At 56.0% G+C, this 26,710-nt stretch carries 22 protein-coding genes, 1 tRNA gene, 2 rRNA genes and 1 pseudogene; 9 read left to right on the top strand and 17 right to left on the bottom strand.

The features are described from left to right. Positions 1–23: 23 nt before the first annotated feature. Both AVCG78_RS16115 and AVCG78_RS16110 read right to left on the bottom strand, forming a co-directional pair. Positions 24–716, bottom strand: coding sequence for a ChrR family anti-sigma-E factor (locus AVCG78_RS16115; RefSeq protein WP_012654573.1), 693 nt, complete (start codon positions 714–716; stop codon positions 24–26). Next, a complete protein-coding gene (locus AVCG78_RS16110; protein WP_041697311.1) occupies positions 716–1,282 on the bottom strand; it encodes a sigma-70 family RNA polymerase sigma factor in 567 nt (188 codons plus the stop codon). Before AVCG78_RS16110 ends, AVCG78_RS16115 begins: the two co-directional genes overlap by 1 nt. Before the next feature lie 247 nt (positions 1,283–1,529). Here AVCG78_RS16110 and AVCG78_RS16105 point away from each other — a divergent pair, with 247 nt between their 5' ends. From AVCG78_RS16105 to AVCG78_RS16095, 3 genes are read left to right on the top strand one after another with little or no spacing between them, the layout of a single operon-like run. Beyond that, positions 1,530–2,888 (top strand): NAD(P)/FAD-dependent oxidoreductase, encoded by a 1,359-nt coding sequence (locus tag AVCG78_RS16105; RefSeq protein ID WP_041696044.1) that lies wholly within the window; start codon positions 1,530–1,532, stop codon positions 2,886–2,888. Then, the gene (locus tag AVCG78_RS16100) at positions 2,885–3,688 is read left to right on the top strand and encodes a DUF1365 domain-containing protein (RefSeq protein ID WP_012654570.1); all 804 of its coding nucleotides are present in this window, start codon (positions 2,885–2,887) and stop codon (positions 3,686–3,688) included. The genes AVCG78_RS16105 and AVCG78_RS16100 overlap by 4 nt, the downstream gene beginning before the upstream one ends. After that, complete coding sequence (locus tag AVCG78_RS16095; RefSeq protein WP_071202322.1) at positions 3,685–4,899, top strand: SAM-dependent methyltransferase; 1,215 nt, start codon at positions 3,685–3,687, stop codon at positions 4,897–4,899. Before AVCG78_RS16100 ends, AVCG78_RS16095 begins: the two co-directional genes overlap by 4 nt. 69 nt (positions 4,900–4,968) lie before the next feature. On the opposite strand, the gene AVCG78_RS16090 is transcribed toward AVCG78_RS16095, so the two are convergent. The 3 genes from AVCG78_RS16090 to AVCG78_RS16080 all read right to left on the bottom strand — a co-directional run bounded on the left by AVCG78_RS16090 (position 4,969) and on the right by AVCG78_RS16080 (position 7,077). Continuing rightward, positions 4,969–5,739, bottom strand: coding sequence for an SDR family NAD(P)-dependent oxidoreductase (locus AVCG78_RS16090; RefSeq protein ID WP_071202321.1), 771 nt, complete (start codon positions 5,737–5,739; stop codon positions 4,969–4,971). Next, entirely contained in the window at positions 5,739–6,293 is a 555-nt protein-coding gene (locus AVCG78_RS16085; RefSeq protein WP_071202320.1) for a DUF3833 family protein, read from the bottom strand. The genes AVCG78_RS16090 and AVCG78_RS16085 overlap by 1 nt, the downstream gene beginning before the upstream one ends. Before the next feature lie 67 nt (positions 6,294–6,360). After that, positions 6,361–7,077: an SDR family NAD(P)-dependent oxidoreductase gene (locus AVCG78_RS16080; protein WP_234665133.1), complete on the bottom strand. Its 717-nt coding sequence runs from the start codon at positions 7,075–7,077 to the stop codon at positions 6,361–6,363. 112 nt (positions 7,078–7,189) lie between these two features. Between AVCG78_RS16080 and AVCG78_RS16075 the strand changes: the two genes are divergently transcribed. Together AVCG78_RS16075 and AVCG78_RS16070 are read left to right on the top strand one after the other, a co-directional pair. Continuing rightward, on the top strand, positions 7,190–7,591 hold the full coding sequence (locus AVCG78_RS16075; RefSeq protein ID WP_081355214.1) for a hypothetical protein: 402 nt from the start codon (positions 7,190–7,192) through the stop codon (positions 7,589–7,591). 13 nt (positions 7,592–7,604) lie between these two features. Continuing rightward, complete coding sequence (locus AVCG78_RS16070) at positions 7,605–8,084, top strand: hypothetical protein (RefSeq protein ID WP_139191533.1); 480 nt, start codon at positions 7,605–7,607, stop codon at positions 8,082–8,084. Here AVCG78_RS16070 and iolB read toward each other — a convergent pair. From iolB to AVCG78_RS16040, 6 genes are all read right to left on the bottom strand, one after another. Then, a complete protein-coding gene (gene iolB, locus AVCG78_RS16065; RefSeq protein WP_071202318.1) occupies positions 8,081–8,899 on the bottom strand; it encodes a 5-deoxy-glucuronate isomerase in 819 nt (272 codons plus the stop codon). The genes AVCG78_RS16070 and iolB overlap by 4 nt on opposite strands. Further along, a complete protein-coding gene (locus AVCG78_RS16060) occupies positions 8,896–9,102 on the bottom strand; it encodes a hypothetical protein (RefSeq protein WP_012654562.1) in 207 nt (68 codons plus the stop codon). Before AVCG78_RS16060 ends, iolB begins: the two co-directional genes overlap by 4 nt. A 108-nt stretch (positions 9,103–9,210) precedes the next feature. After that, positions 9,211–10,113, bottom strand: coding sequence for a myo-inosose-2 dehydratase (iolE, locus tag AVCG78_RS16055; protein ID WP_071202317.1), 903 nt, complete (start codon positions 10,111–10,113; stop codon positions 9,211–9,213). A gap of 1 nt (position 10,114) precedes the next feature. Continuing rightward, entirely contained in the window at positions 10,115–11,938 is a 1,824-nt protein-coding gene (gene iolD, locus AVCG78_RS16050; protein WP_156582673.1) for a 3D-(3,5/4)-trihydroxycyclohexane-1,2-dione acylhydrolase (decyclizing), read from the bottom strand. A gap of 28 nt (positions 11,939–11,966) precedes the next feature. Continuing rightward, complete coding sequence (locus AVCG78_RS16045; RefSeq protein WP_071202759.1) at positions 11,967–13,871, bottom strand: bifunctional 5-dehydro-2-deoxygluconokinase/5-dehydro-2-deoxyphosphogluconate aldolase; 1,905 nt, start codon at positions 13,869–13,871, stop codon at positions 11,967–11,969. 127 nt (positions 13,872–13,998) lie between these two features. Continuing rightward, a complete protein-coding gene (locus AVCG78_RS16040) occupies positions 13,999–14,832 on the bottom strand; it encodes a MurR/RpiR family transcriptional regulator (protein ID WP_071202315.1) in 834 nt (277 codons plus the stop codon). 214 nt (positions 14,833–15,046) lie between these two features. Here AVCG78_RS16040 and iolG point away from each other — a divergent pair, with 214 nt between their 5' ends. Both iolG and AVCG78_RS16030 read left to right on the top strand, forming a co-directional pair. Next, positions 15,047–16,036 (top strand): inositol 2-dehydrogenase, encoded by a 990-nt coding sequence (gene iolG, locus AVCG78_RS16035; RefSeq protein ID WP_071202314.1) that lies wholly within the window; start codon positions 15,047–15,049, stop codon positions 16,034–16,036. A 227-nt stretch (positions 16,037–16,263) separates the two neighbouring features. Continuing rightward, on the top strand, positions 16,264–17,268 hold the full coding sequence (locus tag AVCG78_RS16030; RefSeq protein ID WP_143049347.1) for a hypothetical protein: 1,005 nt from the start codon (positions 16,264–16,266) through the stop codon (positions 17,266–17,268). Positions 17,269–17,313: 45 nt separating this feature from the next. Here the strand turns inward: AVCG78_RS16030 and AVCG78_RS16025 are convergent, their stop codons facing one another. After that, entirely contained in the window at positions 17,314–18,345 is a 1,032-nt protein-coding gene (locus AVCG78_RS16025) for a LacI family DNA-binding transcriptional regulator (protein ID WP_071202312.1), read from the bottom strand. Positions 18,346–18,508: 163 nt separating this feature from the next. Here AVCG78_RS16025 and AVCG78_RS16020 point away from each other — a divergent pair, with 163 nt between their 5' ends. Further along, complete coding sequence (locus AVCG78_RS16020) at positions 18,509–19,456, top strand: dihydrodipicolinate synthase family protein (protein ID WP_012654554.1); 948 nt, start codon at positions 18,509–18,511, stop codon at positions 19,454–19,456. Between the two features lie 320 nt (positions 19,457–19,776). Further along, positions 19,777–21,159 (top strand): MFS transporter, encoded by a 1,383-nt coding sequence (locus AVCG78_RS16015; protein ID WP_071202311.1) that lies wholly within the window; start codon positions 19,777–19,779, stop codon positions 21,157–21,159. Positions 21,160–21,294: 135 nt separating this feature from the next. Here the strand turns inward: AVCG78_RS16015 and AVCG78_RS16010 are convergent. The 5 genes and pseudogenes from AVCG78_RS16010 to AVCG78_RS15990 form a co-directional block, all read right to left on the bottom strand. Further along, a pseudogene (locus AVCG78_RS16010) lies at positions 21,295–21,390 on the bottom strand (transposase); the annotation flags it as partial. 23 nt (positions 21,391–21,413) lie between these two features. Next, positions 21,414–22,603, bottom strand: a protein-coding gene (locus tag AVCG78_RS16005) for an IS3 family transposase (protein ID WP_156636673.1) whose coding sequence is annotated in 2 segments (ribosomal slippage) — positions 21,414–22,354 and positions 22,354–22,603 — 1,191 coding nt in all. Because the reading frame shifts where the segments join, the coding sequence is not laid out codon by codon here. Positions 22,604–22,768: 165 nt separating this feature from the next. Continuing rightward, positions 22,769–22,845: transfer RNA gene (locus AVCG78_RS16000), tRNA-Met, on the bottom strand. A 119-nt stretch (positions 22,846–22,964) separates the two neighbouring features. Next, positions 22,965–23,079: ribosomal RNA gene (gene rrf, locus AVCG78_RS15995) — 5S ribosomal RNA — on the bottom strand. Positions 23,080–23,420: 341 nt separating this feature from the next. Continuing rightward, positions 23,421–26,361, bottom strand: a 23S ribosomal RNA gene (locus AVCG78_RS15990). Between the last annotated feature and the right edge of the window lie 349 nt (positions 26,362–26,710).

Here is a 26,710-nt window from a genome sequence, read left to right as displayed (position 1 = left end):
TCTCATTCCTTTTAAAGTGTCGGCTATATACCGAGGATCGGCTGAAACAGCCGGACAAGACGGCTCTTAAATCGCAGGGGGGCGTCAGTCACGGCTAGGCAGATGCAATCTTCGCCATCTTCAGCAATAGGCTGATGTTCCAGCTGCTCGTCTGCTTCCTCCAGATCGCCACGGGCAAACCGCCCCTGTCCATCGTGGAAGCTACCTTTCAGCACCAGTGTCAGTTCGCGACCGCCATGGCTATGTTCCGGCACCGGCTTTCCGGCCGGAATGCGCAGCAGACGCACGCTGGTTTCACCATCGCGGGTCTTGATCGGAATGTGATAAGCGCCGCGCCCAAGCGACTTCCATTTCAAACCATCAAGATCCTGCCCCAGATAGGAGCGAAGCGGTTCCGGCAGGATCGCATCGCGCTGACGGCGGGTGGCGTCCGGCGACGCCTCAACCCGGCTGACGGTGCTTTCCCTTGACCGTTCGCCGGAGGCAGTCAGCCTTGCTCGCATATCTTGCCAGGAGCGGTCGACGCTGAGATCGGCATCAACAGGTTTTTCGGCCTCCAACAATGCCCCGGCAGTAACCTCCATGGTCGCAAGGCGCCGGCGACAATCGGGACACAAGGCGAGATGGGTGGCAATGGCGATGCCCCAGCCTTCGGCAAGGCTGCCATTGGCGTAATCGAGCAGCAATTCATCGCTGACATGATGGTGAACAGTCATCAGCGATCCTCCTCTGAGCGGTCTTCAAGGGTGGCACGAAGCTTGGCAAAGGCCATGCGGATTCTCGACTTCACCGTGCCGAGCGGCAGATTGAATTCTTTGGCAAGCGCGCTGTGCGGAATTTCGTGAAAGAAGGACCGTTGCAACAGTTCCAACTGCTCCTGCGGCAATTGTCCCATGGCCTTGTGCAGCCTTTCCGCATCCTGGCGGTTTTCCAGATCCTTGTCGGCTGGCATCACCTCGTCAGGCACGAAGGCCGGGTCGTTCGGGTCGAATTCCGGCCGGTTCTGCTTGCGATAGGCCGAAACCCGCAGATTTCTGGCAATGGTAAAGATCCAGGCGGAGACATTGCCCCGGGTCGGATCGAATAATGCGGCCTTGTTCCAGACCACCATCATGGTTTCCTGCATCAATTCCTCTGCCGCCTGCTGGTCACGCGCCTGGCGAGCCATATAGGCCTTTACGCGCGGACCGTAATGGCGGAACAATGTTTCGAATGCTTCCACATCCCGTTCGCGAGCAACGGCTGCGAGCATGGAAGACATGTCTTCGGTTTCAGCCTTCATAATCATCCCGTTTGCGCCAGAAGGCACGGATCTCCCACCCAACCGGCTGCGCCTGAAAAGGCGCGGGGCCGTCACTCTCTTATTGTGGCATTCCAGAGCCGCTTGGGAAATGATTATTGTCATGGGGCTTTCTACGCCTTCTTGCGAAAACTGGATCACTGCCCTAAAAAAATTCCACTCCCGGCAATCCACCCTCCTTTGGCATTCGTAAATACTGTAAACGAACAACCGGGAGGCGACCGCTCTTATGAAGATCGGATTAGACAGCGGATTGACCACAGGTGCAAAGCGCATTGCCGTGGTCGGATCGGGAATTTCCGGTCTATCCTGCGCATGGCTTTTGTCCAAGGGTTTCGATGTAACGGTGTTTGAGGCTGAAAACCGCTTCGGTGGTCACGCCAATACCGTCAACGTCGCAGGACCAAACGGACCTGTAGCTGTTGATACCGGGTTCATCGTCTATAACGACCGTAATTATCCAAATCTCGTTGCCCTGTTCGATCATCTCGGCGTGCCAAACCAAGCCTCCGACATGTCCTTTGCAGCCTCGCTGGATGCGGGCCGTTTCGAATATTCCGGCTGCGGGCTGGCGGGTTTGCTCGGTCAGCGCAGCAACGTGCTTCGCCCGCGCTTCTGGCGCATGGTAGCTGACATAATGCGCTTTTACCGGGAAGCGCCTTTGCTGCTCGAGCGCCAAGACCTGACAGCGGCAACGCTTGGCGATTATCTCGATCTTGAAGCCTATAGCAATGCGTTTATCGAGGATCACCTCCTGCCGATGGGCGCTGCGATCTGGTCGACGACGGCTGCCGACATGCGGGCCTATCCGCTGAATGCCTTTGTCCGGTTCTTCATCAATCACGGTTTGGTCACGTTGAAAAACAGGCCGCAATGGCGCACGGTGACCGGGGGCAGTCGTGAATATGTCCTGCGCATAAAGCAGGCGACCAAGGCCGATTTCCGGGCCAACGATCCGGTCAAGGCCATTATTCGCAGTGCGCTGGGGGTGAAGATCGTCACGCAAAGCGGCTATCAGGATCGTTTCGATCAGGTTGTTGTCGCCACCCATGCGGATGAAGCACTGGCGCTGCTGGACGATGCGCAAGGGCTGGAACGGGCGCTGCTTGGCTGCTTCGATTACACCAAAAATGTTGCCGTGCTGCATTCCGACACCCGACTGATGCCAAAGCGCAAACAGGTCTGGGCCAGCTGGAATTACATCGGCGAAGAGCGCAAGGCTGGCGAAGGGCCGCTGTGCGTAACCTATTGGATGAACCGGTTACAGGGCCTCGACGCCTCGCTGCCTCTGTTCGTAACGCTCAATCCTTCGCGCGACATCGACGAGTCCAAAGTGCATCAGGTCTTCAACTACGCCCATCCGCTTTTCGATGCCAAGGCCATTGCAGCCCAGCGCCAGCTCTGGCAATTGCAGGGACGCAACAGGACGTGGTTCTGCGGTGCGCATTTTGGTAGCGGCTTCCATGAGGACGGCCTTCAATCCGGTCTGGCTGTTGCCGAACAACTGTCAGGAATTGCCCGTCCGTGGTCGGTGGAAAACCAATCAGGCCGGATTTTTGTCGAACCGATGCTGGCGGCAGCGCAATGAGCTGGTCATCGGCAATATTCACCGGTGCGGTTGTGCATCAACGCCACCGGCCTAAAAAGCATAGTCTACGATATCAGGTCTTCTGCCTGCTGGTGGATCTCGATGAACTGCCAGCTATAGACAAGTCGCTTTGGCTTCTCGGATATAATCGCCGGGCGATCTTGAGGATCGACGACCGCGATCATGGCCTTGGGATCCCCGGAGGCTTGAAGGCCTGGGTTGCCAACCATGTCGAGCGGGCCGGTCTTAATACCGAAGGCATGAAAGTGAGCATGCTCTGCTACCCGCGCATGTTCGGCTATGTTTTCAATCCCTTGACGCTTTATTATTGCTATGGGCCGTCCGGTACCCTGCTTGCCCTGCTTTACGAGGTTGAAAATACCTTTCACGAGCGGCACACCTATGTGATTCCGGCCAGCGTGGAAGAGGATGGCGCGATCCGCCACGCCTGCGCCAAGCAGATGTATGTCTCGCCCTTCATGCCGATGGAATGCCTCTACCGGTTCAAAATCGTGCCGCCCGGCGAAACGGTAACCGTCGCCATCAACGAAGCCGATGAGCAGGGGCCATTGCTCTATGCATCGTTTTGCGGAAAGCGCCGCACCCTTGATGACCGGGCCTTGGCAAAGGTTCTGGTGCGCTATCCGCTGATGACACTGAAAGTCATGGGCGCGATCCATTGGGAAGCGCTTAAACTCTGGGTGAAAGGCGTGCCATTGCATCGGCATCGCAAGGCGCAGAACCCAATCGCCAGTTCCATCATTCCGCCTGAGGCTGCAAACGCAAGGAGCCCGTCATGACCCATGCCGACCAGCAAACCGCGACACTTTCTCTCACCTCCGCGCCGCTGTGGCAAAGGGTGCTGTGCGGCTGGGCGGGCCGCCTGACCCATGGCCATCTGACGCTGCTGTTTCCTGACGGCAAGGAACATCACGTCACCGGCCGCGAAGCCGGACCATCCGCCGTCCTCAAGCTCAACAATGCCCGTCCGGTCTGGCGGGTGATGTCGGGGGGGACGCTCGGCTTTTCAAGGTCCTATATGGATGGGGACTGGGATAGTCCCGATATTGCCGGATTTCTGGAACTTGCCATTGTCAACGAAGGCAATTGGCACGGGCTGATGTCACCCTCTGCCCTGCTGGGCAAGCTGGCGCTGCTGCGCCATAAGCTGAGGCGCAATTCAAAAGCGGGTAGCCGACGCAACATCGCCTTCCATTACGATCTCGGCAACGCCTTCTATCGCCATTGGCTGGATGAGACGATGACCTATTCATCGGCGCTCTACACGCATCCCGGCCAATCGCTTGGCGAGGCGCAGGCCGCCAAATACCAGCGTATCGTGGAGCAATTGGCGCTGGGGCCGGACGATCATCTCCTGGAAATCGGCTGCGGCTGGGGCGGCTTTGCCGAACATGCCATTCGCGCCAGCGGGTGCCGGGTAACGGGCCTGACCCTCTCCACCGAACAGGCCGCCTATGCGCGCCAGCGAATGCAGACAGCGGGATATGCCGATCGGTGTGACATCCGGCTGGAAGATTACCGCGATGTGCAGGGCCGGTTCACCAAGATCGTTTCCATCGAAATGTTCGAGGCGGTCGGTGAGGAAAACTGGCCGGTCTATTTCAACCGGGTACGCGATCTGCTGGCAGACGGCGGCAAGGCCGTGGTTCAGGTCATCACCCTGGATGAGGGGCGTTTCGAGCAATATCAACGCGAAGCGGATTTCATCCAGACCTATATTTTTCCAGGCGGTATGCTGCCGTCCGTCGAGCGATTCGAAATCTCGGCGATGAAAGCCGCACTAAAAACCCGCGATACCTTCCGCTTTGGCCTCGATTATGAACGCACTCTTCTCACCTGGGACAAAAGCTTTACCGCCCATTGGTCCAAGATCGCACCGCTGGGCTTTGACGAGCGGTTCTTCCGTATGTGGCGCTATTACCTGCATTACTGCGCCGCAGGCTTTAGAACCGGACGGCTCGATGTGGTGCAGTTCGAGCTTGAAAAGTAAACGGTCGATCTTCAATCAAAAGAGGGGGCGAAGGCCCCCTTTTTCACGTTATGACACTGTGGAAATATCTCAGGTCTTCCGCAGCATCTTGCGCGTCAACGCGAAATACAGCGGATAAGGCAAAAGTCTCAAAAGCTTGAGCGACAACACCATTTGCCAGGGAAAGGCGATTTCAAATTTTCCGGCCTCCATCCCTTTTTCAATGTGATCAGCAGCTTGCTCAGCCGTCACCAGGAAGGGCATGGGGAAGTCGTTCTTGTCGGTCAGCGGGGTTTTGACAAAGCCCGGATTGATAATGCTGATCACCACGCCCTTTTCGAGAAGTCCAGGACGCAAGGCCTCAGCCAGGGTGATCATCGCTGATTTGGTCGCTCCGTAAATGCCACCGCCCGGCAGGCCGCTATAGCCGGAGACCGAACCGACAAGGCCGATCCGGCCTTTGCCGCGCGCCACCATCACGGCAATCACTGCTTCCAGGCAATGGCCGGTGCCGACCAGATTGAGATCAACCATCCGGCGCAATTGCTCGGCATCGAAACGCTCGGCCGTTTCACGGATATAGGAGCCTGCGGAAAACACCGCCATATCGATCGGGCCAAGCTTGGCTTCGATGTCGCCCACCACCTGTTTGACAGCGTTTCCATCGGTAATATCCAGTGGAAAAGCATGGATACGGTCCGGATTTTCAGCCGCCAGCGCCATCAGATCCTCGGTCCGCCGGGCGCTGACCCCAACGATATAGCCTTCACGCGCCAATTTCAGGGCAAACGAGCGGCCAATACCGGAACTGGCGCCGGTGATCCAGGCGACCCTGGCGCGCGGCGAGGATGACATGACCATCACTTCGCAATCCCTAAGTGCTTTTGTGCCTTTACCTTGGCAGCATGGCCAGCCTTATGGAAGGACACGGTGGTTTTGGCGACCGGAAAGCCGAATTTCGTGACCCAGGCGGTGTTCAGCACAGTACCATCCGGCTTCAACACCATCTTGTCGTAGAACCGGACCTTGTTGGACTGGGTCTCGGGCGAGAGATAGACGAGATAGTTGAAACGGGCGGTATCGCCGCTCAGTCGAACCAGCGCATTGCCGACCACATCCTCCCGGGTTCCGGTATAGGTCGTCGGCCCTGTCTTGACGAACCGCCAGGTTTTGCGGTCGCGCGTGCCATCCTCGAAGCGGAAATCCTCCCGCAGCGTCAGAACATGGCCATCCCATTTGCCAGTGAGATCGACAGTGAATTTGCGGCTGACACCATTAATGGCGGCGAAATGTCCCTCGGCCACGGTCTTGCCGACGAAATAGTCCTCGAAGGTAAAATCGGCCGCAGTTGCGGCGCCAACCGAGGAAAACAGCCCGACACTCAGACCAAAAAGCGCAGATTTCAGTCCCGACATGATCAAATCTCCGGTTTATTGCTATCGTTACTTTCACTACGCGCCAAACGGGCTGCCGGATTGGTTGCTACCACTCGATCACCGAACCGTCATAGGCGAAAAAGCCCCCGGTCTGGGCGGGAGTGAGCGTGTCAAGCACGGATAGCAGCAGGCCCGCGCTGTGATCCGGGGCAAACCGCTCATGACCGACGGCGAAATTGGCAGAAAGCCCGGTATCGACACTGCCGGGATGTAGGCTGACCACGACCGCTTGCGGACGTGTCCGGCCAATCTCGATGGCGGCGGTATGAACGATCTGGTTGAGCGCCGCCTTGGATGCCCGATAGGAAATCCAGCCGCCAAGCCGATTATCACCAATCGAACCGACCCGGGCCGACAGAAAACCCATCAGCGACCGGCTGTTTTTCGCCAGAAGCGGCGTGAAATATTTGAGCACCAGCGCTGGACCAATGGCATTCAGGGCGAACTGGGCCGCCATTGCCTCAGAAGTTACGGCTTTGATGGCTTTTTCTGGCCCAACGCCGTTAATGGTCAAAGCGCCCGTTGCACAAAGGATCAGATTGAAGCTTTGGTGCTGACCAGCCAGCCGATCCGCGCAGGCAGCAATGCTCGCCTCATCCGTCAGATAAAAGCCGTCCTCGCGGCGCGACAGCGTCGCCACATCCTGGCAGGCACTATCCTGCCTCAGAACCTCGCAAAGCGCCGAGCCGATACCGCCGGATGCGCCGATGACCAGAGCGCTATAGCTTGGGCGAAGCGATGTCATTGATGTAAAACGACGCATTTTCCACCTCTTTGCGACATTTATTGTTCTGCCAGTCATCCGAATGCTGACGGGCTGCGTAACACCTCTACGATTCTACTCAGAACGATGGATCACAGGAGGAATTGGAATCATGCCGTTTCGACGTTTATTGATCAGTATCGCCCTGGCGGCCTGTGCTACCGGCACCGCGCAGGCCGCCAGTGAAAGCCGCTATACCTCCACCGACATCAAAAGCGATATCATCGGCAAGCGCATCTATCTCGCCACGCCGATGGGCGGGGAGTTTCCTCTGAACTATCGCACAAGCGGGGTCGTTGATGGCTCGGGAGAAGCTCTGGGTCTCGGCCGCTTCGTGAAGCCCAATGATACCGGCAAATGGTGGATCAATGGCGACCGCCTCTGCCAGCGCTTTACCACTTGGTATAAAGGCACGCCAATGTGTTTCGAGCTCTATAAAACCGGCGATAAAAGCCTGAACTGGATCCGCGACAATGGCCAGAAGGGGACAGCCAGGATCGGGCAATCCCTGTAATCTGAGGTGGCAAATGCTGGAGCCTTTTGACCAATGGGACATTCAACCGTTTGGCAAATTGAAGCCAATTCCATATACCGCACGATTTTCACTGGCGGAATATGAAACGATCAAGAAAGGTTTCATTCCAAATTGCATGGAAGATAAATGGGTTATTTTTTTCGCCGCCCATTCACTCTTTCTCCATCGGAGTTGGACAGGGGCGGCTGTATATCGCGTGGATTTTTCTGAAAGATCGAACACGTTTAATGTCAAAAATGCTTATGTGGACGAGGCTGTGTGTCAAAAAGACAATAGCGCTTATGACGCAGCACTATTGTCTTTTCTAATAGATAATATTCTACTCTCCAGAAATTCATCCTTCCCTATGATCGAGGCAAACAGGAATTTGCCGGCCGGTGCCTACCAGCATCATATTGCAGGCACCGGATACAGGGAAACATCTTTCAAACCTCCCCGCCCCTGGTGGAGGTTTTGGGGACGGGATAATTAAGCTTTTGGCGGATTGTCGCGTTTGAAAATCCAGTCATGATCCGGATGGTTCTGAAAGCGCCATTTGCGCATTGGACCTGCCATGACGTTGAGATAATACATCTCATAGCCATAAGGCGCACCGCAAGGATGGTGGCCCTTGGGTACCAACACCACATCGCCATCGGAGACGGCCATGGTTTCGTCAAGCGTGCCGTCTTCGGTAAAGACGCGCTGGAAGCCAAAGCCTTGAGCCGGGTTGAGACGATGATAATAGGTCTCTTCCAGATAGGTCATATCTGGGAAATTATCCTCATCATGGCGATGCGGCGGATAGGATGACCAGTTGCCCTGCGGGGTGAACACTTCCGTTACCAGCAGGCTATCGGCCACATCGCGCTCTTCCATGCCGATGGGGAAGATATAGCGGGTGTTGGCACCCTTGCCGCGCTCGGTCAGCGCCACGCCTGCCGGGCCAATCACTTGTGCTTCACGGCCCGGCTTTGCGGGGGCGGTACAGACGGCCAATGTCACATCCGTGGTGGCGGTGGCGCTCCACTCGCTGCCAGCGGGGATATAAACGCAATGGGGCGGCTTTTTCTCAAACACATTCATGCGGTCGCCAAGTTCGCCGAAGCTTTTGCCCGCACCGGAAATTTCGGCTTTGCCCTCGACCAGCACCAGAATCACTTCGGTTTCGCCCGTCTGTTCAGCGGCCTTTTCGCCCGCCTTCAGCTTGTAAAGCCCAAAGCCGACATAGCCCCAATTGGCCGATTCCGGGGTGATGTCATGCACTTTTCCGGTGGTGCCCACGGGCTTGCGCAATAGGTTGGTCATTGTTCATCTCCCTTTCCCGGTGTTTTGTAAAACACCCAGAACAGTTGCAGACCGGCATAAAACCCAAGCGCCAGCGAAATCATCGCCCAGGTTTGAGACCCGTTATAAAGCTCGATCCCCGCCCAGACCAGCGGCACCAGCACGACCAGAATGCGCACCCAGAGCGGCTTGAAAAACGGGTGGTGGGGATCGAGAAATTGCATGGGCTTACCTTGTGTGTTCGGTTTAGGGCTGGCCCTTTACCGTTGGAGGCTGTGGTGGGAGGGATATAGCACAGGTCAGTGCTTGCTTAACCCCCTTGCTCCGACCGATTAAGCCGCCTTATCCAACCCCGCAGCCTTGGCCATAGCCTTCAAAGAGGCAAGGCCCAAGCTCTGGTAATCAAAGGGATTGCGCACATCCGGGTCCTGCTCGGCCTCAATCACCAGCCAGCCTTCATAGCCATGTTCACCAGCAATTTTCAGCACGGGTGGGAAATTCACACCACCTTCGCTGTCTCCCGGTACGGTAAACACGCCACGGCGCACACCTTCAAGGAAGGAGAGCTTTTCATCACGTACCTGCTTGGCAATGACGGGGCGGATGTTCTTGGCGTGGATATGGCCCACGCGGCCCATATATTTGGTTGCCACACGCTCCGGGTTGCCGCCGCCAAACAGGCAGTGGCCAGTATCCAGTAGCAGCTTGGCGTGTGGGCCGGTGTTGGCCATCAGCTTGTCGATTTCCTCTTCGCTCTCGACAATCGTGCCCATGTGATGGTGGTAAACCAGAGCGATGCCTTGGGTTGCCGCAAATTCGGCCAAGGCTTCCACGCCTGCGCCAAACGCTGCCCACTCAGAATCCGCCAGTTTCGGGCGATCATTCACCGGCTTGCCATCATCGCCATGGATCGCATTCGATGTTTCGCAGACGATAATCACTTTGCTGCCCATGGCCTTCAACAGGTCCAGTGCAGGCTGCATTGCAGCCTTTTCGTCTTCAATCGAATTGGTCAGCAGGTTCAGCGAATGCCAGCCGGAGACATAGCGAAGGCCGCGTGGCTCCAGCACAGCCTTCAGGGTCGCTGGTTCCTGCGGGAACTTGTGGCCCTTTTCAATACCGTCGAAACCGATTTTGGAGGTTTCATCGAGGCATTGGTCGAGGCTGATATGGGCACCCAGCGTGCGGTCATCGTCATTGGACCATGCAATCGGGTTGGTTCCGTATAGAATCATCTTAATGTCTTTCCTTGAGCGCTGCCTCGTAGCGGGCGCGAGCCTGTTGCACTTCATTGCGGTCTGATACTTCTGGCACAGCCACATCCCACCAGTACCCGCCAGCCTCCGGCGTTGGGTAAGGATCGGTGTCGATGACAATCACGGTGGGTCTTGTGGCCTCGCGGGCGCTATTCAGCGCCGTCTCCAGCTCGGCAATGGTTGTGACCTTGCTGGAATCGGCACCCATGGATGCAGCATGAGCGGCAAAATCGATCTGCGGCGCATGGATATGCGAGGTATGGGCGTAGAGATTGTTAAACTCGGCCCCGCCGGTGCCCATTTGCAGGCGGTTGATGCAGCCGTAGCCCCGGTTGTCGGTGATGACAACGGTGATTTTGACACCCAAAGCGCAGGCCGTGACCAGTTCGGAATTCATCATCATGTAAGAGCCATCGCCGACCATGACGATCACGTCACGCTCCGGCTCGGCCATCTTGATACCCATGCCGCCGGCAATCTCATAGCCCATGCAGGAGAAGCCATATTCCATATGGTAGGACAGCGGCAGTTTGGATTTCCAGAGCTGGTGCAGCTCGCCCGGCATGGTGCCAGCGGCGCACATCACCACCGTATTGTCGCGAGAAGTGCGCTGCACGGCACCAATCACCTGCATGTCGGTGGGCAGGCTGTTGCCATCCTTCGGCGGGGCGGTAACAGTATCGGCTTTGGCAAACCAGTCTGCCTTTAGCCCTGCATCCGGCGCGGCAAAGCGATGATCGCCCAAAGCTTTTGAAATCAACTCCAGACCGATTTTGGCGTCAGAAACCAAAGGCAGCGCATCATGCTTGGCGCTATCGTAAGGCTGCACGTTGAGCGCCAGAATCTTGCGACTGGGGTTTTTGAACAGCGCCCACGACCCGGTGGTAAAATCCTGAAACCGTGTGCCAACACCGATCACGAGATCCGCACCCTCGCAGACCGTGTTGGCACTGGCCGCACCCGTCACGCCGACAGGTCCGAAATTCAGCGCATCATCCCAAGGCAGGGCCGATTTTCCGGCCTGGGTTTCCACCACCGGAATCTGATGCTTATGTGCAAAATCGCGCAGGGTTTGGGTCGCTCCGGAAAAATGCACGCCGCCGCCCGCGACAATCACAGGGCTTTTCGCGCACTTGATCGCGGCAATCGCGCTTTCCAGCTCAAACGCATCCGGCTGGGGACGGCGGATATGCCAGATTTTCGGGGCAAAAAAGCTCTCGGGATAATCATAGGCCTCGGCCTGCGTATCCTGACAAAAAGCCAGTGTCACCGGGCCGCAATCGGCGGGATCGGTCATGGTGCGAAAGGCGCGAGGCAGTGCTGTGAGCAGATGTTCAGGCCGGGAAATACGGTCGAAGTAGCGGCTGACGGGGCGGAAACAATCATTGGCGGACATGACGCCATCATTGAAATCTTCCACCTGCTGCAACACCGGATCGGGTCCGCGATTGGCAAACACATCACCGGGCAAAAGCAAAACCGGGAGGCGGTTGACATGCGCCAATGCAGCCGCCGTGACCATATTCAGCGCACCGGGGCCAATGGAGGATGTCACCGCCATAGCGCGGCGGCGGCCAAGCTGTTTGGCATAGGCAATGGCCGCGTGCGCCATGGATTGCTCATTCTGCCCGCGCCATGTGGTGACGCTGTCTTTCGCCCCCTGCAAGGCCTCGCCCAGACCCGCCACATTGCCGTGACCAAAAATGGCCCAGACGCCTGCAATAAACGGCACGCCTTCCGGCGTCATCTGATTGGCAAGGTAGCGCACCAGAGCCTGAGCGGCTGTCAAACGCACCGTTTTCATCTGTCTCTCTCCCCGAAATTCTAAAGGCTCAAGCGTTTGAACGCGCCCGATCCCAGACCTGACACAGCGATGTATATTTACCCACCATGTCAGCAATCGCATCATCATCCGATAGGGTGCCAGCCAACCACTTGCGGGCCGCATCGCCAAAAATGGTGCGCCCGACGGCAAAGCCCTTGACCAGATCAAAGCTGGCGGCGGTCTTAAAGCTCTCCTCCAGCTCTGCGGCTGGCGCATCCAGACCCAGCACAACAATGCCTCGCGTATAGGGATCGTTGCGGGAAATGGCGTCAACCGCCTTAGCCCAAGCGCCTGAAGTTTTCATCGGCTCCAGCTTCCACCAATCGGGGTAGACGCCGATGTCGTAGAAACGCTGGATAATGGTGGCTGCGGTGTCATCATCGGTGGAGCCAACCTTGGAAGGGATAATCTCCAACAGCATTTCAAGTCGGTTACGGCGCGCAGCCGTGAAAAGACGTTTTACCGTATTTTCTTGAGTTTCCTTCAAGGCTGCATCATCATCGGGATGATAGAAGCACAGAACCTTCACCACATTTTCAACTGGCCATTCTGTAAGACCACCAAAATCCTCGCCCAGTTCCGGCTCCAATGTCAGCGGGCGCGAGCCGGGCCATTCCACCGGGCGGCCAATCCAAAGGCCAGAGCCGGAGGCCTGATAGAGCGCATCACGACCCAGACGGCTATCGCACAAAATGCCATAACCGGGTTGGCCATTGGCCACCTGCTGCGCTGCTTTCAGGCACAGTTGCTTGAAAGCGCCAATCCGCTCATGGGAAACACCAGCCTCATCACACATGGCTTCCAACTGCATACGGTGATCGAAGGCAAACACCCGCATCTGCGGCCATTCACCATCACGATTGGTGGACCAATGCACCTGCTCCAGCGCCGCATCCTTGCGCAAAGCCTTGTTACGAATGCCGGTTTTGAAGAAATAATCCAGCTCTTCAAGGCTGGGATAGGCGGGCGTGCAGCCGTGGCGCGATACGGCAAAGGCACCGCAGGCATTGGCATATTTCAACGCTGTGGGCCAATCCTTGCCCGTCAACCAGCCTTTCAGCAGGCCAGACATAAAGCCATCGCCAGCGCCCAGCACATTGAAGACCTCAATGGGGAAGCCTTCGCCCGTCTGCCCATCATCAAGACTGTCGGGAATTGCGCCATCAAACACCACAGCGCCCAAGGCCCCGCGCTTGCACACCAACGTGGCCTTGGAAACATTCCGTACCGCCCGCAGCGCTTCCACCGTGTTGGTGGAGCCGCCCGCAATGTGGAATTCTTCTTCGGTGCCGACAATCAGATCAAACCAATGCAGGGTGGATTGGAGTTTGGTGGTCACAGCCTGTGATTCGATAAAGCGGCTCTCACCATCGCCATGGCCTGCCAAGCCCCAGAGATTAGGGCGGTAATCAATATCAAGTGCTGTTTTAGCACCATTTTCCCGCGCCAATCGCAGCGCTTTCAGCACCGCAGCTTCTGTATTGGGATGCGATAGATGCGTACCCGTAACGCAAACGCAAGCCGCCTCGGCCACAAATGCCGGATCGATGTCATCTTCGCACAGCGCCATGTCGGCGCAGTTTTCGCGGTAGAAAATCAGCGGAAACTGATGCTCATCCCGAATCCCGAGCAAAACCAGCGCCGTCAACCGTTTGGGGTCTGTCTTGACGCCGCGCACATCCACGCCTTCGCGCACCAACTGCTCACGGATAAAGCGGCCCATGTGTTCATCGCCCACGCGGGTGATGAGAGCCGATTTCAGGCCCAGACGCGCGGTGCCAGCTGCAATATTGGTCGGAGAACCGCCGATATATTTGTTAAAGGAGGCCATGTCTTCCAAACGGCCACCCACTTGCGCGCCGTAGAGATCAACGGACGAACGGCCGATGGTGATCAGGTCAAGTTTTGGCACGCTTTCCTCCTTGGACGCGACAGGGCTTGTTTTGCCTGCCGTCAATGACCTCACTCCCGGAAGGTCATTCTATTATCGCTTGAAAATGGACTATATATTCTATTTTTGAACCCATCAACACAAATGTTCAGTCCTGCTGCCGTGCCGTTCCCACCGCAACCGAAAGCGCAATGGCCAGACAGAGCGTGGCGGAGAGCGAGCGGAATGCGCCAAAATCCACCTCGGCGACTGAGAGCGTTATTGCCCCCAGTTTGCGTAAGGGATTGACCACCGTATCGGTAATTGCCACCACGGAAATGCCCCGCGCTGAGACTTGCTCAACCAGATCCAGCGTCTCGGTCGAATAGGGCGCAAAGGTAATGGCCAGCACCACATCGCCCTCGCGGATGGCATGCTGGCTTTCCAATTTGCCAACGCCACTGTGTAACATGGCCGGAACTGCCATTTTTTCAAAGGCATAGGCAATATAGCTTGCCACCGGAAAAGAGCGGCGCAAGCCAACAATATGGATCATTCCAGCCGTGCTGAGGCAAGCCACAGCCTGTTCTAACAGTTGCGGATCGACCGTTTGCAGCAATCCTTCCAGCGAAACACGCCCCGCCTCGACAAATTCCGCCAAAAGCGCCGATGGGCTGCCCGATGCCGTTTCGCGCAAATGATGCAGACGGGTAGAATAATCCGGCCAACCGCCGACAAGAGAGTCCCGAAACAGCTTTTGCATCTCGGAAAATCCAGAAAAACCAAATATTTGGCAAAATCGCATAAAGGCAGAGGGCTGCACGCCAGCACCTTCCGCCATTTCGGCCACGGTGGAAACCGCGATGCGGTCCTTATTGGCGGCCACATAGTCCGCGCATTGCTTCAGCCTTTTTGGCAAGGTGTCAGACACCTGCATCAGCCGCTCTTCAAAGGCTTTGATGCTATCGGGCGCGGAAGTCTCTGCAACTGTGGTGTCAGACATGGTTGGTTTATCGCCTCAAATTTGCATCAACGTCTTTGACGGCAGCGCTCTAAACCGCCTTGACAGGAACACTATCCCAATCTAGCAAAATAGAACATATATTCCAAACGAGGATTGCCGCAACAGTTGACACTGTCAAAAACTGCGGTGGGTTTGAGAGCGTTTAACGTGTCATGAGCTTGGCCGGGTCGTGCCAAGACGGGAGGAGAACATCATGGTGAAGAAACTGGCCCTTCTGGGCGCAGGGCGCATTGGCAAGGTGCATGCCAAGGCCATTGGCGAAGACAAGCGCGCCCAATTGGTGGCCGTTGCAGATGCTTTCCCCGAGGCTGCCAAGGCGATTGCCGATGCCTATGGCGCAGCGGTCAAGACCATTGAAGAGATTGAGGCCGATGCCTCGATTGATGCGGTGCTGATCTGCACCCCCACCAACACCCATTCCGATCTGATCGAACGGTTCACCGCCGCTGGCAAGGCCGTGTTCTGCGAAAAGCCGATTGATCTGGATGTGAAGCGGGCAGAAGCCTGCGCCGAAGCGGTGCGCGCCAATGGCGGCAAGGTTATGCTGGGCTTTAACCGCCGCTTCGATCCGCATTTTCAGGCGGTTCGCAAGGCAATTGATGATGGCAAGATCGGTAAGGTCGAAATGGTCACCATCACCAGCCGCGACCCCGGCGCGCCGCCGCCAGAATACATCAAGGTGTCCGGCGGTATTTTCCGCGATATGACCATTCATGATTTCGACATTGCCCGCTTCCTGCTGGGCGAAGAAATCACCTCGGTCATGGCATCGGCTGCCGTGCTGGTGGACCCGAAGATTGGCGAACTCGGCGATTATGACAGTGCCAGCCTTGTGCTGACCACGGCGTCTGGCCGTCAGGCCATCATTTCCAACTCCCGTCGCGCCACCTATGGCTATGACCAGCGCATTGAAGTGCATGGCTCGGAAGGATCGGTAGCGGCTGAAAACCAGCGTCCAGTCTCCATTGAGATCGCCACCAAGGACGGATACACCCGCCCACCGCTGCATGATTTCTTCATGACCCGCTACACGGCGGCTTATGCGGCGGAAATCTCGGCGTTTCTCGATTTCATCGAGAGCGGCAAAGCACCTTCGCCATCCATCGAAGATGGCTTGATTGCGCTGAAATTGGCGGATGCGGCAGTTAAGGCTGCCAAGGAAAAGATTGTCGTTACGCTGTAATCGAGATTGTCTCCAAAGGTTAATAGCCGGGTTTTTCCAAAACCCGGCTATTTGCAACCCATGTTGCCAATCATCACTGCCTGAACATTCTTGACTGCATTATTCCTTAAATCTGACCCGATTTGAGGAGAGAATTATGCAGCAAATTTAGAGTGCTACAGCATCCTGCCAGTGGGTTTCAGCCGCGGTAAGATTTGCAAAGCAACGGATGTTTCAGGAAGATGTGCATGACATTCACTCCCATTTTTTTCAAATTCATCAGGCTTCTCTCCGTCTTCGCTTTATCATCGGCCTCTTCCCTGGCTATGGCCGCAGAAGGACCATCACGCCTTCCAGACTGGCTGAAAGACCACGTGGGGGAAGGAACCGGCCAGATCGCCCCTGTCGTCCTGGAGAGGGCGCGTGCGCTCTATCTCGCTAGAGTGGCGGAAGGCAAGGTCAGCAACGCATGTTATTTCGCGATGGATGCCACCCGGCCAAACGACCGTACTGACGGCACCTCCGGAGGCCGCTTCTATGTCATCTGTGAAGCGCAGCGATCCTTTCGGGTCATATCAGCGGGACACGGTGGCGGGCGCAATCTCGCAGGCACCGTCAATTTCTCAAACGGGCGAGAATGCGCCAAGAACTTTGGTAATGCCCTGGATTCAAACCTGACGGCGGGCGGCGCTTACATGACGAGCGAAATCAAGACGACGTTCAAAGGCTACTACCGCACCTCTGCCAATCAGGAATCTTTCCTGACGCGGTCTTTCGTACAGTTCGATGGAACCGGTGAGACCGCCAATGCCCGCCAACGCGCAATTGGCGGGCATGCGGCGGCATTGGTCTCGGGAATTTGCATGCTGAAAAAGCCTGACAGCACCTATGCCAATCGAGACGGCTATGTCCCACGCGGTAATCTCGTCACCTACCCCGCTGGCCGCAGTGACGGTTGCACAAGTTGGTCTCCGGACGACGCGCCCCAAGTCCTGTCACTGGTCAAGGATAACCCGACGACCCTCTACATCTACCCTGAGTCGCGAGACATCAACGCAGTTTCCCGGGACTTGACGGCAAGCCGGTCCACTTCAGGGAATAAGACCTATTGGAACAACGCCTGCTTGAAGGAAATTGGCTCCCCGCAGTTCTGGCCTAAGGAAAAGCTCGAGCCGATTATCGCTCAATACAAGCAGGATCATCCCGCGCCTCCACCCCGTCCAATCCCGATCTGCGACGTGCCGTCTCATTGATTGCCGATTGTCACCGACAATTGGTTAGAAGCAGGTATTAAAATGCTACAGCACCGGCTTAGCCGTCGATTTGCGCGGAATAAGCGTTGGGGCCGAGATCCGTATCCTGTCTTCAGCCGAAACCGTCTCACTCAGCAATAGATCCAAAGCATGCGATGCGATCTGGTCAAAGGGAACCCGAACCGTTGTCAGCGGGGTGGGGAGATGATTGACGATCGGAATGTCATTATATCCGACCACGGAAACCTCTTTGGGTACGGAAATTCCGAGGCGCGAAAGGCCTGAGAGCGCACCGATAGCCGTGTTGTCGTTGACGGCAAAGATTGCTGTCGGATGGTTATCCAGCCGCATCAGATATTCAGCGGCTTCCGCGCCGGCGTCGAGCCCGAAGGTCGACGGAACGATTGCGTCTGGAAAGACCGGAATTCCTGCTTCTTGCATTGCCTGCCTGTAGCCTTCCACCCGCCCAACCGCGCTGGAAGCATAAGATGGTCCTGCAATCACCCCAATATGACGATGGCCCAGGTCTATCAGGTGGCGTGTTGCCAAGTATCCGCCCAACCTGTCATCGCCAACGGAACAGAGGCTTGCCCCAGCCGTGCGAAGAGCGAAGACATGGGGCACTCCCCGAGCGATGAGGTCATCAGCAAAATCATCATCCAACCGCGCTGTCGAAAGGATGAGCCCATCCACTCCTCGGTTCAAAAGTGATTCGGCAGCAAGCCTGTCGGCCCTGGGCTTGTCATCGGTTGTCGCGACAATTGCAAAGCGACCGCTTCTGCTACAGGCCTTGGCCAGCGACTCGTAAAGCATGGCCATAACCGTGTCGGTCAAGCGGGGCACGATGATGCCGACAGTCATTGTGGTACCGCGCCTCAAGCTCGCCGCCGAGATATCCCGCACATACCCCATCTCTTCTGCAATCTTGCGGACACGACGGGCCGTATCGTTATCGGATCGGGGAAGACGTTCATCGAGAATGCGCGATACCGTCGATTTTGAGACACCGGCAGCCGACGCAACATCGAGAATTGTCACGCGTCCCAGACGCCCCGCATCTTCGGTCCTTACATTCATTCGAGGTTCTCCGCTGATAGCCCTGCGCAATTGCAGCTTCAACCATGCATTAAAAAAAATATTGACTCCAGTAAAATCAGAAACGATAGTGGGAACGTTCCCATTAACGATCCTATCGCCGGTCGCTAAAGCGGGCGGCGGCTATCTGAGGAGGAGATACCCGATGCAACCAATGGATATGAGAGGGCTCAGCCCGGCACCAGTCACTGCTTTCACCCGCGATGGTGAGGTCGATTATGCTGCCAATACCCGCATTGCCAAATGGCTCGCAGGAATGGACGGCGTGAAAAGCCTTGTCATTCTTGGCCATGCTGGCGAAGGTACTTTTCTGACGGAAGAAGAGCGATTGAAACTCATCCGCACCTATGTAGAGGCGGTTGATGGTCGGATTCCGATCATTGCTGGTATCACCGGTGAAGGCACCCGGGTCGCGGCGGAAGAAGCCAAGAAGTGCAAGGCAGCCGGGGCAACTGGTGCACTGGTTTATCCCAACCACGGCTGGCTCCGTTTCGGCTTCCAGAAGGGCGCCCCGCAGGATCGCTACAAGGCGATCTGGCAGGAATCCGGCCTGCAATGCATTCTCTTCCAGTATCCGGATGCGACCAAAGCGTCCTACGACCTGGACACCCAACTTGCCATCGCGACCCAGGATGGCGTCGTTGCCACCAAAAACGGTGTGCGCAACATGAAGCGCTGGTATGTTGAGATCCCTGAGCTCAAAAAGGCCAATCCCAATCTGCAAATCCTGAGCTGCCACGACGAATGGTTGCTGCCGACCATGTTCGATGTTGACGGCCTGCTCGTTGGTTATGGAAATATCGCCCCAGAACTCCTGATCGACCTGATCAAAGCGGGCAAGGCGCAGAACTATCCCGAAGCACGCAAGCTTTTCGAGCAACTCCTTCCGGTTACAAGAGCCGTGTACCATCGAGGTTCTCACATGGAGGGTACCGTGGCTCTCAAGCTTGGCCTCGTCCATCGCGGCGTCCTGGAACACGCCACGATCCGCGAGCCCTTGAAGAATCTCGGCGAGAAGGCCGAAGCTGAAATCTTCGCGGCCTTCGATGCTGCCGGTATTGGCCGCGTCGAGCAGCTGATGGCGGCCGAATAGTCCGCAACTCCCCGCTTCTCGTAAAAAAGCGTGACGATGCTCTCGCATCTTCGCCTTGAGGACAACAAAGGAATACGAACGGTCATTTCAGTGATCGTTCGTATCAGGCGGGGGCATTCCAAGGGGAGGACATTGCGGCCGCATCTGGGAGTGATGCACCGCATCCGCACCGACTGCCAGGCTTGGTGCGTCTCTCGCCATGAAGAGCCGCGTCCTCCGGGTTCTTGGTCACCCTGTGTCCAACGATCCGGAGGTCGAGACAATCAACGCGTAGGTTCGACGCCAGGCTGGGAGACTGGGCCAGGCAGAGGGAGGATATCATGAATATTGAACAACGGATCACGGCGGCGCCGCCGCTTGTTGACCCGCAAGCTGAAATCAGTGCGCGCCTTGAAAGGCTGCCGGTCACCCGCGAGGTTTTCTGGGCACGGAACATTGTCGGCGCTGCAACCTTTTTTGACGGCTACACCGTCATCGCAATCGCCTATGCCATGCCGGTCCTGGTTCGCGAGTGGAACCTCACTCCGGGACAAACTGGCATGATCCTGTCTATGGGCTATCTCGGGCAGCTGATTGGCGCGGTCTGCTTCGGTTGGATGGCTGAGAAGATTGGCCGCTTGAAAGTGCTGCTGTTCACCATTCTGCTTTTTGTCAGCATGGATATCGCGTGCTTGTTTGCGGCAGGCGCCGGCATGATGATGGCATTTCGGTTCGTACAAGGAATTGGCACCGGCGGTGAAGTACCGGTCGCCAGCGCTTATATCAACGAGTTGATTGGCTCTAAAGGGCGCGGCAGGTTCTTTCTGTTGTACGAGGTCATGTTTCTGCTTGGCCTGGTGGGCGCAGGCTTGATCGGATACTTCATGGTTCCGCTCTATGGCTGGAAAGCCATGTTCGTCGTCGGCCTGGTTCCCGCAATTTTGATGATTCCGCTACGATGGTTCCTGCATGAATCTCCTCGCTGGTTGGTCGCCAATGGTCGATATGAAGAAGCTGACCGTATCGTCACCAAGCTAGAGCACAGCGCCCGAGCCGCCGGCAACGAACTGCCTGAGCCAAAACTCGTCGCCGCGCCCATGCGCCGCAAATCCGACTGGCGCGAGCTGTTTCAGGGTATTTATCTTAAGCGCACATTATCAATATGGGCCATGTGGTTCTGCGCTTATATGGTAGCCAATGGCACAATCACCTGGCTTCCAACCCTCTATCGCCAGACATTCAATCTCCCGCTTGAAACGAGTATCCTCTACGGCTTTATCACCTCTGTCGGTGGTGTGATCGCAGCCATTATCTGCGCATTTCTCATCGACAAAGTGGGACGTAAGCGCTGGTACACCGGTGCACTTCTGATTGCCCCAATCCCGCTGGTTATTCTCGCCTGGCTAGGAGCGACGTCAGCGGTTCAGGTTCTGGTCCTTGCGGGACTTGCCTACGCCATTGTCCAGACGGTGACGTTTTCGCTATATCTTTATTCCTCGGAGATCTACCCGACACGTCTGCGTGCTATCGGCACGGGCACAGGCAGCGCCTGGTTACGGCTCGGATCTTCTGCCGGCCCTATTGCTGTCGGCTGGGTTATGTCGTCGATGGGAATCCAATATGTATTCGGGGCCTTCGCGGTAATTCTGCTGGTAGGCGCTCTCGTGACAGCTCTCTTCGCGGTAGAGACTAAAGACCGCGTTCTTGAGGAACTCTCCCCCTGACACTGCTACTCTGGATGGCTTGGCGACCACCGCCAAGTCATTTGGCAATTTTTCTACTCATGGCTCCATTTCAAGATGCCGCGCTGTGAACCATCCCACCTTTTGGACCAACAGAAGTTTCGATATTCAGCATTCGCCGTGCTTGCGGCAAAGCTCCGAGACCGGCGTGCCTGCCTCATGCTCCTTCAATATCCCGATAATCTGCTCGTCTGTGAAACGGTTGCGCTTCATTCTCTTGACCTTGCCCCCAAGTTTTATCCAGTTTTGAGTTCGCTCCAGTGGTTTTGGGTTGCTGTATTCGGGGCGGTAGCGGCGGGTTGCGGTGCGGAGCCATTTCGGCTGCGCAGCACCGCATCACGTCGCGGGTTGATGGTCTGAGCGAACTCGGCCGGTGTCAGCCAGCCTAGACCAGAGTGTGGTCGATGATCGTTGTAGTCGCCTCGCCAGTTTGAAAGCCCTGCTCGAGCATGGTTCAGTGACGAGAAGAGCGTTTCATTCAAGAACTCGTCGCGCAGCCGCCCATTGAAGCTTTCGATGAAGGCGTTCTGGATCGGTTTGCCGGGTGCGATGTAATGCCAATCGACCTTCGTCCGATCCGTCCATTGCAGGATCGCGTTGCTGGTGAATTCGCTGCCATTGTCACTGACGATCATCTTCGGCTTGCCTCGTCCCTCGATGATCCGCTCCAGTTCACGGGCAACCCGCAGGCCAGAAAGAGACGTATCGGCGACGAGGCCAAGGCATTCTCTGGTGCAATCATCGACGACGGTCAGCACCCGGAACCTGCGCCCATCGGTGAACTGATCCGACACGAAGTCGAGGGACCAGCGGTCATTGGCGGCAAGCGGGATCAGCATCGGTGCTCGTGTGCCTATCGCCCGTTTCCGACCGCCGCGCTTGCGCACCGTCAGCTTCTCTTCCCGATAGAGCCGGAAGAGCCGCTTATGGTTCACAAGGTGACCCTCACGCCTGAGCAGCACATGAAGTCGTCGATATCCAAAGCGGCGGCGTTCATGCGCCAGCGCCTTCATCCGCTCGCGAAGGTCATAGTCATCGCAGCGCCTGGTCTCGTAACGGATCGTCATCCGGCAAAAGCCGATGGCTTTACACGCCCGCCGTTCGCTCATCTGGTGGTGATCCATCAGATGAGCGACAGCTTTCCGCTTTGCTGCGGGCGTCACCACTTCTTTCCCAAAAGGTCTTTCAAAGCCGAATTGTCGAGCATCGCATCTGCCAGGAGCCTTTTCAGCTTCGTGTTTTCGTCCTCCAGCGTCTTCAGCCGCTTGGCTTCGGAAACTTCCATTCCGCCGAATTTGGCCTTCCATTTATAGATGCTGGCATCGCTGACGCCGTGCTTGCGGCAAAGCTCCGAGACCGGCGTGCCTGCCTCATGCTCCTTCAATATCCCGATAATCTGCTCGTCTGTGAAACGGTTGCGCTTCATTCTCTGGTCCTCTCAATGGGACAGAGCTTACTTCAAAATGGATTAGTTCAGCGGGGCAAGGTCAGGGGGATTGTGAAGCGCTATGATGAGGGCCGTGTTGGCGCAACCGAAGCTAAGAAACGCAAAAATCCCGCAGCGTTTAAGGCTACGGGATTGATGTAATTTTGGTTGCGGGGGCAGGATTTGAACCTGCGGCCTTCAGGTTATGAGCCTGACGAGCTACCGGGCTGCTCCACCCCGCGTTATATATTGTTATTCGTTAACGGAATAAGGGTCGCTTGAGCGACCCTTTATGTTTTCGGCGGGGCCGATGTATGTGAGAGAAGATGATTGATTTGAGTATGAACATTGCGCTTAGCAGACCTGGCAGCGACCTACTCTCCCGCGTCTTAAGACGAAGTACCATTGGCGCAGGGGCGTTTCACGGCCGTGTTCGGAATGGGAACGGGTGCGGCCGCCCCGCCATGACCACCAGGTCAGCTAAGGGCAATGTTGACGCTTGGCACCAATAGTGTTCCCTTTTCTTTGGCAAACCCATCTTCTTCGCCTGCGCTCAGAAGGGTGCCAAAGCGTTGATACGGAACCGTATTGATGCTTTGCATAATTGAGAAGCTGGCGGGCGTTGCCCGTTTTCTTATTGTATGAACACGTCATTCCGCGACGTTTTGCTTGGCACTTTCGGACGAAGTCCGCAAGCGCAAGGCGCGTCGCCGATCGTTCGGCGCCCTCGCGGAGCATAGGCTCGTATACGAGCCGCTCATGCGTGAGCGCTAAACAGATGGCTCATCGACGAAGTCGATGAGCATGGTCAATGAGAACGATTAAGCCAATCGAGCTATTAGTAACGGTAAGCTTCGCAGGTTACCCTGCTTCCACACCCGTCCTATCAACGTGGTCGTCTTCCACGGCTCTGATAGGGAATACTCGTTTTCAGGTTGGTTTCCCGCTTAGATGCCTTCAGCGGTTATCCATTCCATATATAGCTACCCTGCTATGCCGTTGGCACGACAACAGGTCCACCAGAGATATGTCCATCCCGGTCCTCTCGTACTAGGGACAGATCCTGTCAATATTCCTACACCCACGGCAGATAGGGACCGAACTGTCTCACGACGTTCTGAACCCAGCTCACGTACCGCTTTAATTGGCGAACAGCCAAACCCTTGGGACCTGCTCCAGCCCCAGGATGCGATGAGCCGACATCGAGGTGCCAAACAACCCCGTCGATATGGACTCTTGGGGGTCATCAGCCTGTTATCCCCGGCGTACCTTTTATCCGTTGAGCGATGGCCCTTCCACGCGGGACCACCGGATCACTATGACCGACTTTCGTCTCTGCTCGACTTGTCAGTCTCGCAGTCAGGCGGGCTTATGCCATTGCACTCGACGACCGATTTCCGACCGGTCTGAGCCCACCATCGCGCGCCTCCGTTACTCTTTCGGAGGCGACCGCCCCAGTCAAACTACCCACCATACACTGTCCCGGATCCGGATAACGGACCGCGGTTAGACATCCATGACGATAAGGGTGGTATTTCAAGGATGGCTCCACTCGAACTGGCGTCCAAGCTTCAAAGCCTACCACCTATCCTACACATGCCGACACGAATGCCAGTGTAAAGCTATAGTAAAGGTGCACGGGGTCTTTCCGTCTGACCGCAGGAACCCCGCATCTTCACGGGGAATTCAATTTCACTGAGTCTATGTTGGAGACAGCGGGGAAGTCGTTACGCCATTCGTGCAGGTCGGAACTTACCCGACAAGGAATTTCGCTACCTTAGGACCGTTATAGTTACGGCCGCCGTTTACTGGGGCTTCAATTCAAAGCTTGCACCTCTCCTTTTAACCTTCCAGCACCGGGCAGGCGTCAGACCCTATACGTCGTCTTGCGACTTCGCAGAGCCCTGTGTTTTTGATAAACAGTCGCTACCCCCTGGTCTGTGCCACCCCTCTCCACTTGCGTAAAAAGGGGTCACGCTTCTTCCGAAGTTACGCGTGCAATTTGCCGAGTTCCTTCAACATAGTTCTCTCAAGCGCCTTGGTATACTCTACCTGACCACCTGTGTCGGTTTCGGGTACGGTCTATACGGTGGAGCTATTTCCTGGAACCACTCCACTGCACAATCAATCCAGTAAGACTGTACAATTTGTGTGATCCGTCACTACCACCAGGCCCACGAATATTAACGTGGTTCCCATCGACTACGCATTTCTGCCTCGCCTTAGGGGCCGGCTAACCCTGCTCAGATTAACTTTAAGCAGGAACCCTTGGTCTTTCGGCGAGGGGGTCTCTCACCCCCTTTATCGTTACTCATGTCAACATTCGCACTTCCGATACCTCCAGGATGTCTCACGACTGTCCCTTCACAGGCTTACGGAACGCTCCGCTACCACGTGCATTACTGCACATCCTCAGCTTCGGTGCATGGCTTTAGCCCCGTTACATTTTCGGCGCAAAGACCCTTATTTAGACCAGTGAGCTGTTACGCTTTCTTTAAATGATGGCTGCTTCTAAGCCAACATCCTGGTTGTTTTGGGATCCTCACATCCTTTCCCACTTAGCCATGACTTGGGGACCTTAGCTGGAGGTCAGGGTTGTTGCCCTCTTCACGACGGACGTTAGCACCCGCCGTGTGTCTGCCGATTAGTACTCTCAGGTATTCGGAGTTTGGTTAGGATCAGTAAGACGGTGAGTCCCCATAGCCCATCCAGTGCTCTACCCCCTGAGGTATTCGATCGACGCACTACCTAAATAGTTTTCGCGGAGAACCAGCTATTTCCGAGTTTGATTGGCCTTTCACCCCTAACCACAAGTCATCCCAATCTATTGCAACAGATGCGGGTTCGGTCCTCCAGTTGGTGTTACCCAACCTTCAACCTGCTCATGGCTAGATCACTCGGTTTCGGGTCTAATGCAACTAACTCAATCGCGCTATTAACACTCGCTTTCGCTGCGCCTACACCTACCGGCTTAAGCTTGCTAGTTACACTAAGTCGTTGACCCATTATACAAAAGGTACGCAGTCAGGCTTTCGCCCTCCTACTGTTTGTAGGCATCCGGTTTCAGGTTCTATTTCACTCCCCTTGTCGGGGTGCTTTTCACCTTTCCCTCACGGTACTTGTTCGCTATCGGTCATGCACGAGTACTTAGGCTTGGAGAGTGGTCTCCCCATGTTCGAACAGGATTTCACGTGTCCCGCCCTACTCTAGGACAATGAGTGTTCTACGCGTACGGGGCTGTCACCCACTATGGCCAAGCTTTCCAACTTGTTCCGCTTTATTCCTCATTGCCACTGGCCTGGTCCGCGTTCGCTCGCCACTACTTGCGGAGTCTCGGTTGATGTCCTTTCCTTCGGGTACTTAGATGTTTCAGTTCCCCGAGTTCGCTTCTTACCCCTATGTATTCAGAGTAAGATACCTTATTTGCGATATCTAGAAACCTCTTTTGCCGAACCCTATCGCCCCACACGCGGGGTTTGTTTTGTCTTCACGCTGTCGGCTCTTCGAGCCTGCGCTACAGACGGTGCGCCAAACGCTTGGCGACGGCCTACCGGCCTGTATGGGATGTCCCACACAACCGGTCAAAACAGATTGGTCTAGCAAAACAGATTTTCTAGATATCTAAGGTGGGTTTCCCCATTCGGAAATCCATGGATCAAAGCTTATTCGCAGCTCCCCACGGCTTATCGCAGCGTATCACGTCCTTCATCGCCTGTGCATGCCAAGGCATCCACCAAATGCCCTTATTCCACTTAATCGTTCTCATTGCCAATGCTCATCATCTCGCTGTCGCCTCCAAAGGAAGCGATCAGCAGGCCGGGTTACCTTTTACAACCCAACCAAACCAATGATGCCATCGACGTGTTCGATAGATCTGCTTTATTGGAGCTACGCCGAGCAGCTCACTTGCAGTCTATCTTAAGACCAGCTTCTCGAGATCAAATCCGGTACCGCGCGGTCAGGCAACGGTAATCCGATCATTCATCAGACATCGTCAAAGACGATGAACAACGAACGATCCAGAGTGACAAGCTTCCTTCCTACCTCCAATCCTTCACCAAAGTCAGGTCGGCTAGACCATCCTAGGGATCATCAGGAAAGGGCTCG

The organism is Gillisella vitis (assembly GCF_021559775.1).
In the GTDB taxonomy this organism is placed as follows: Bacteria; Pseudomonadota; Alphaproteobacteria; order Rhizobiales; family Rhizobiaceae; genus Allorhizobium; species Allorhizobium ampelinum.
Note: the sequence above shows the minus strand (reverse complement) of the source record. Positions and strands in the feature narration are given on the sequence as shown.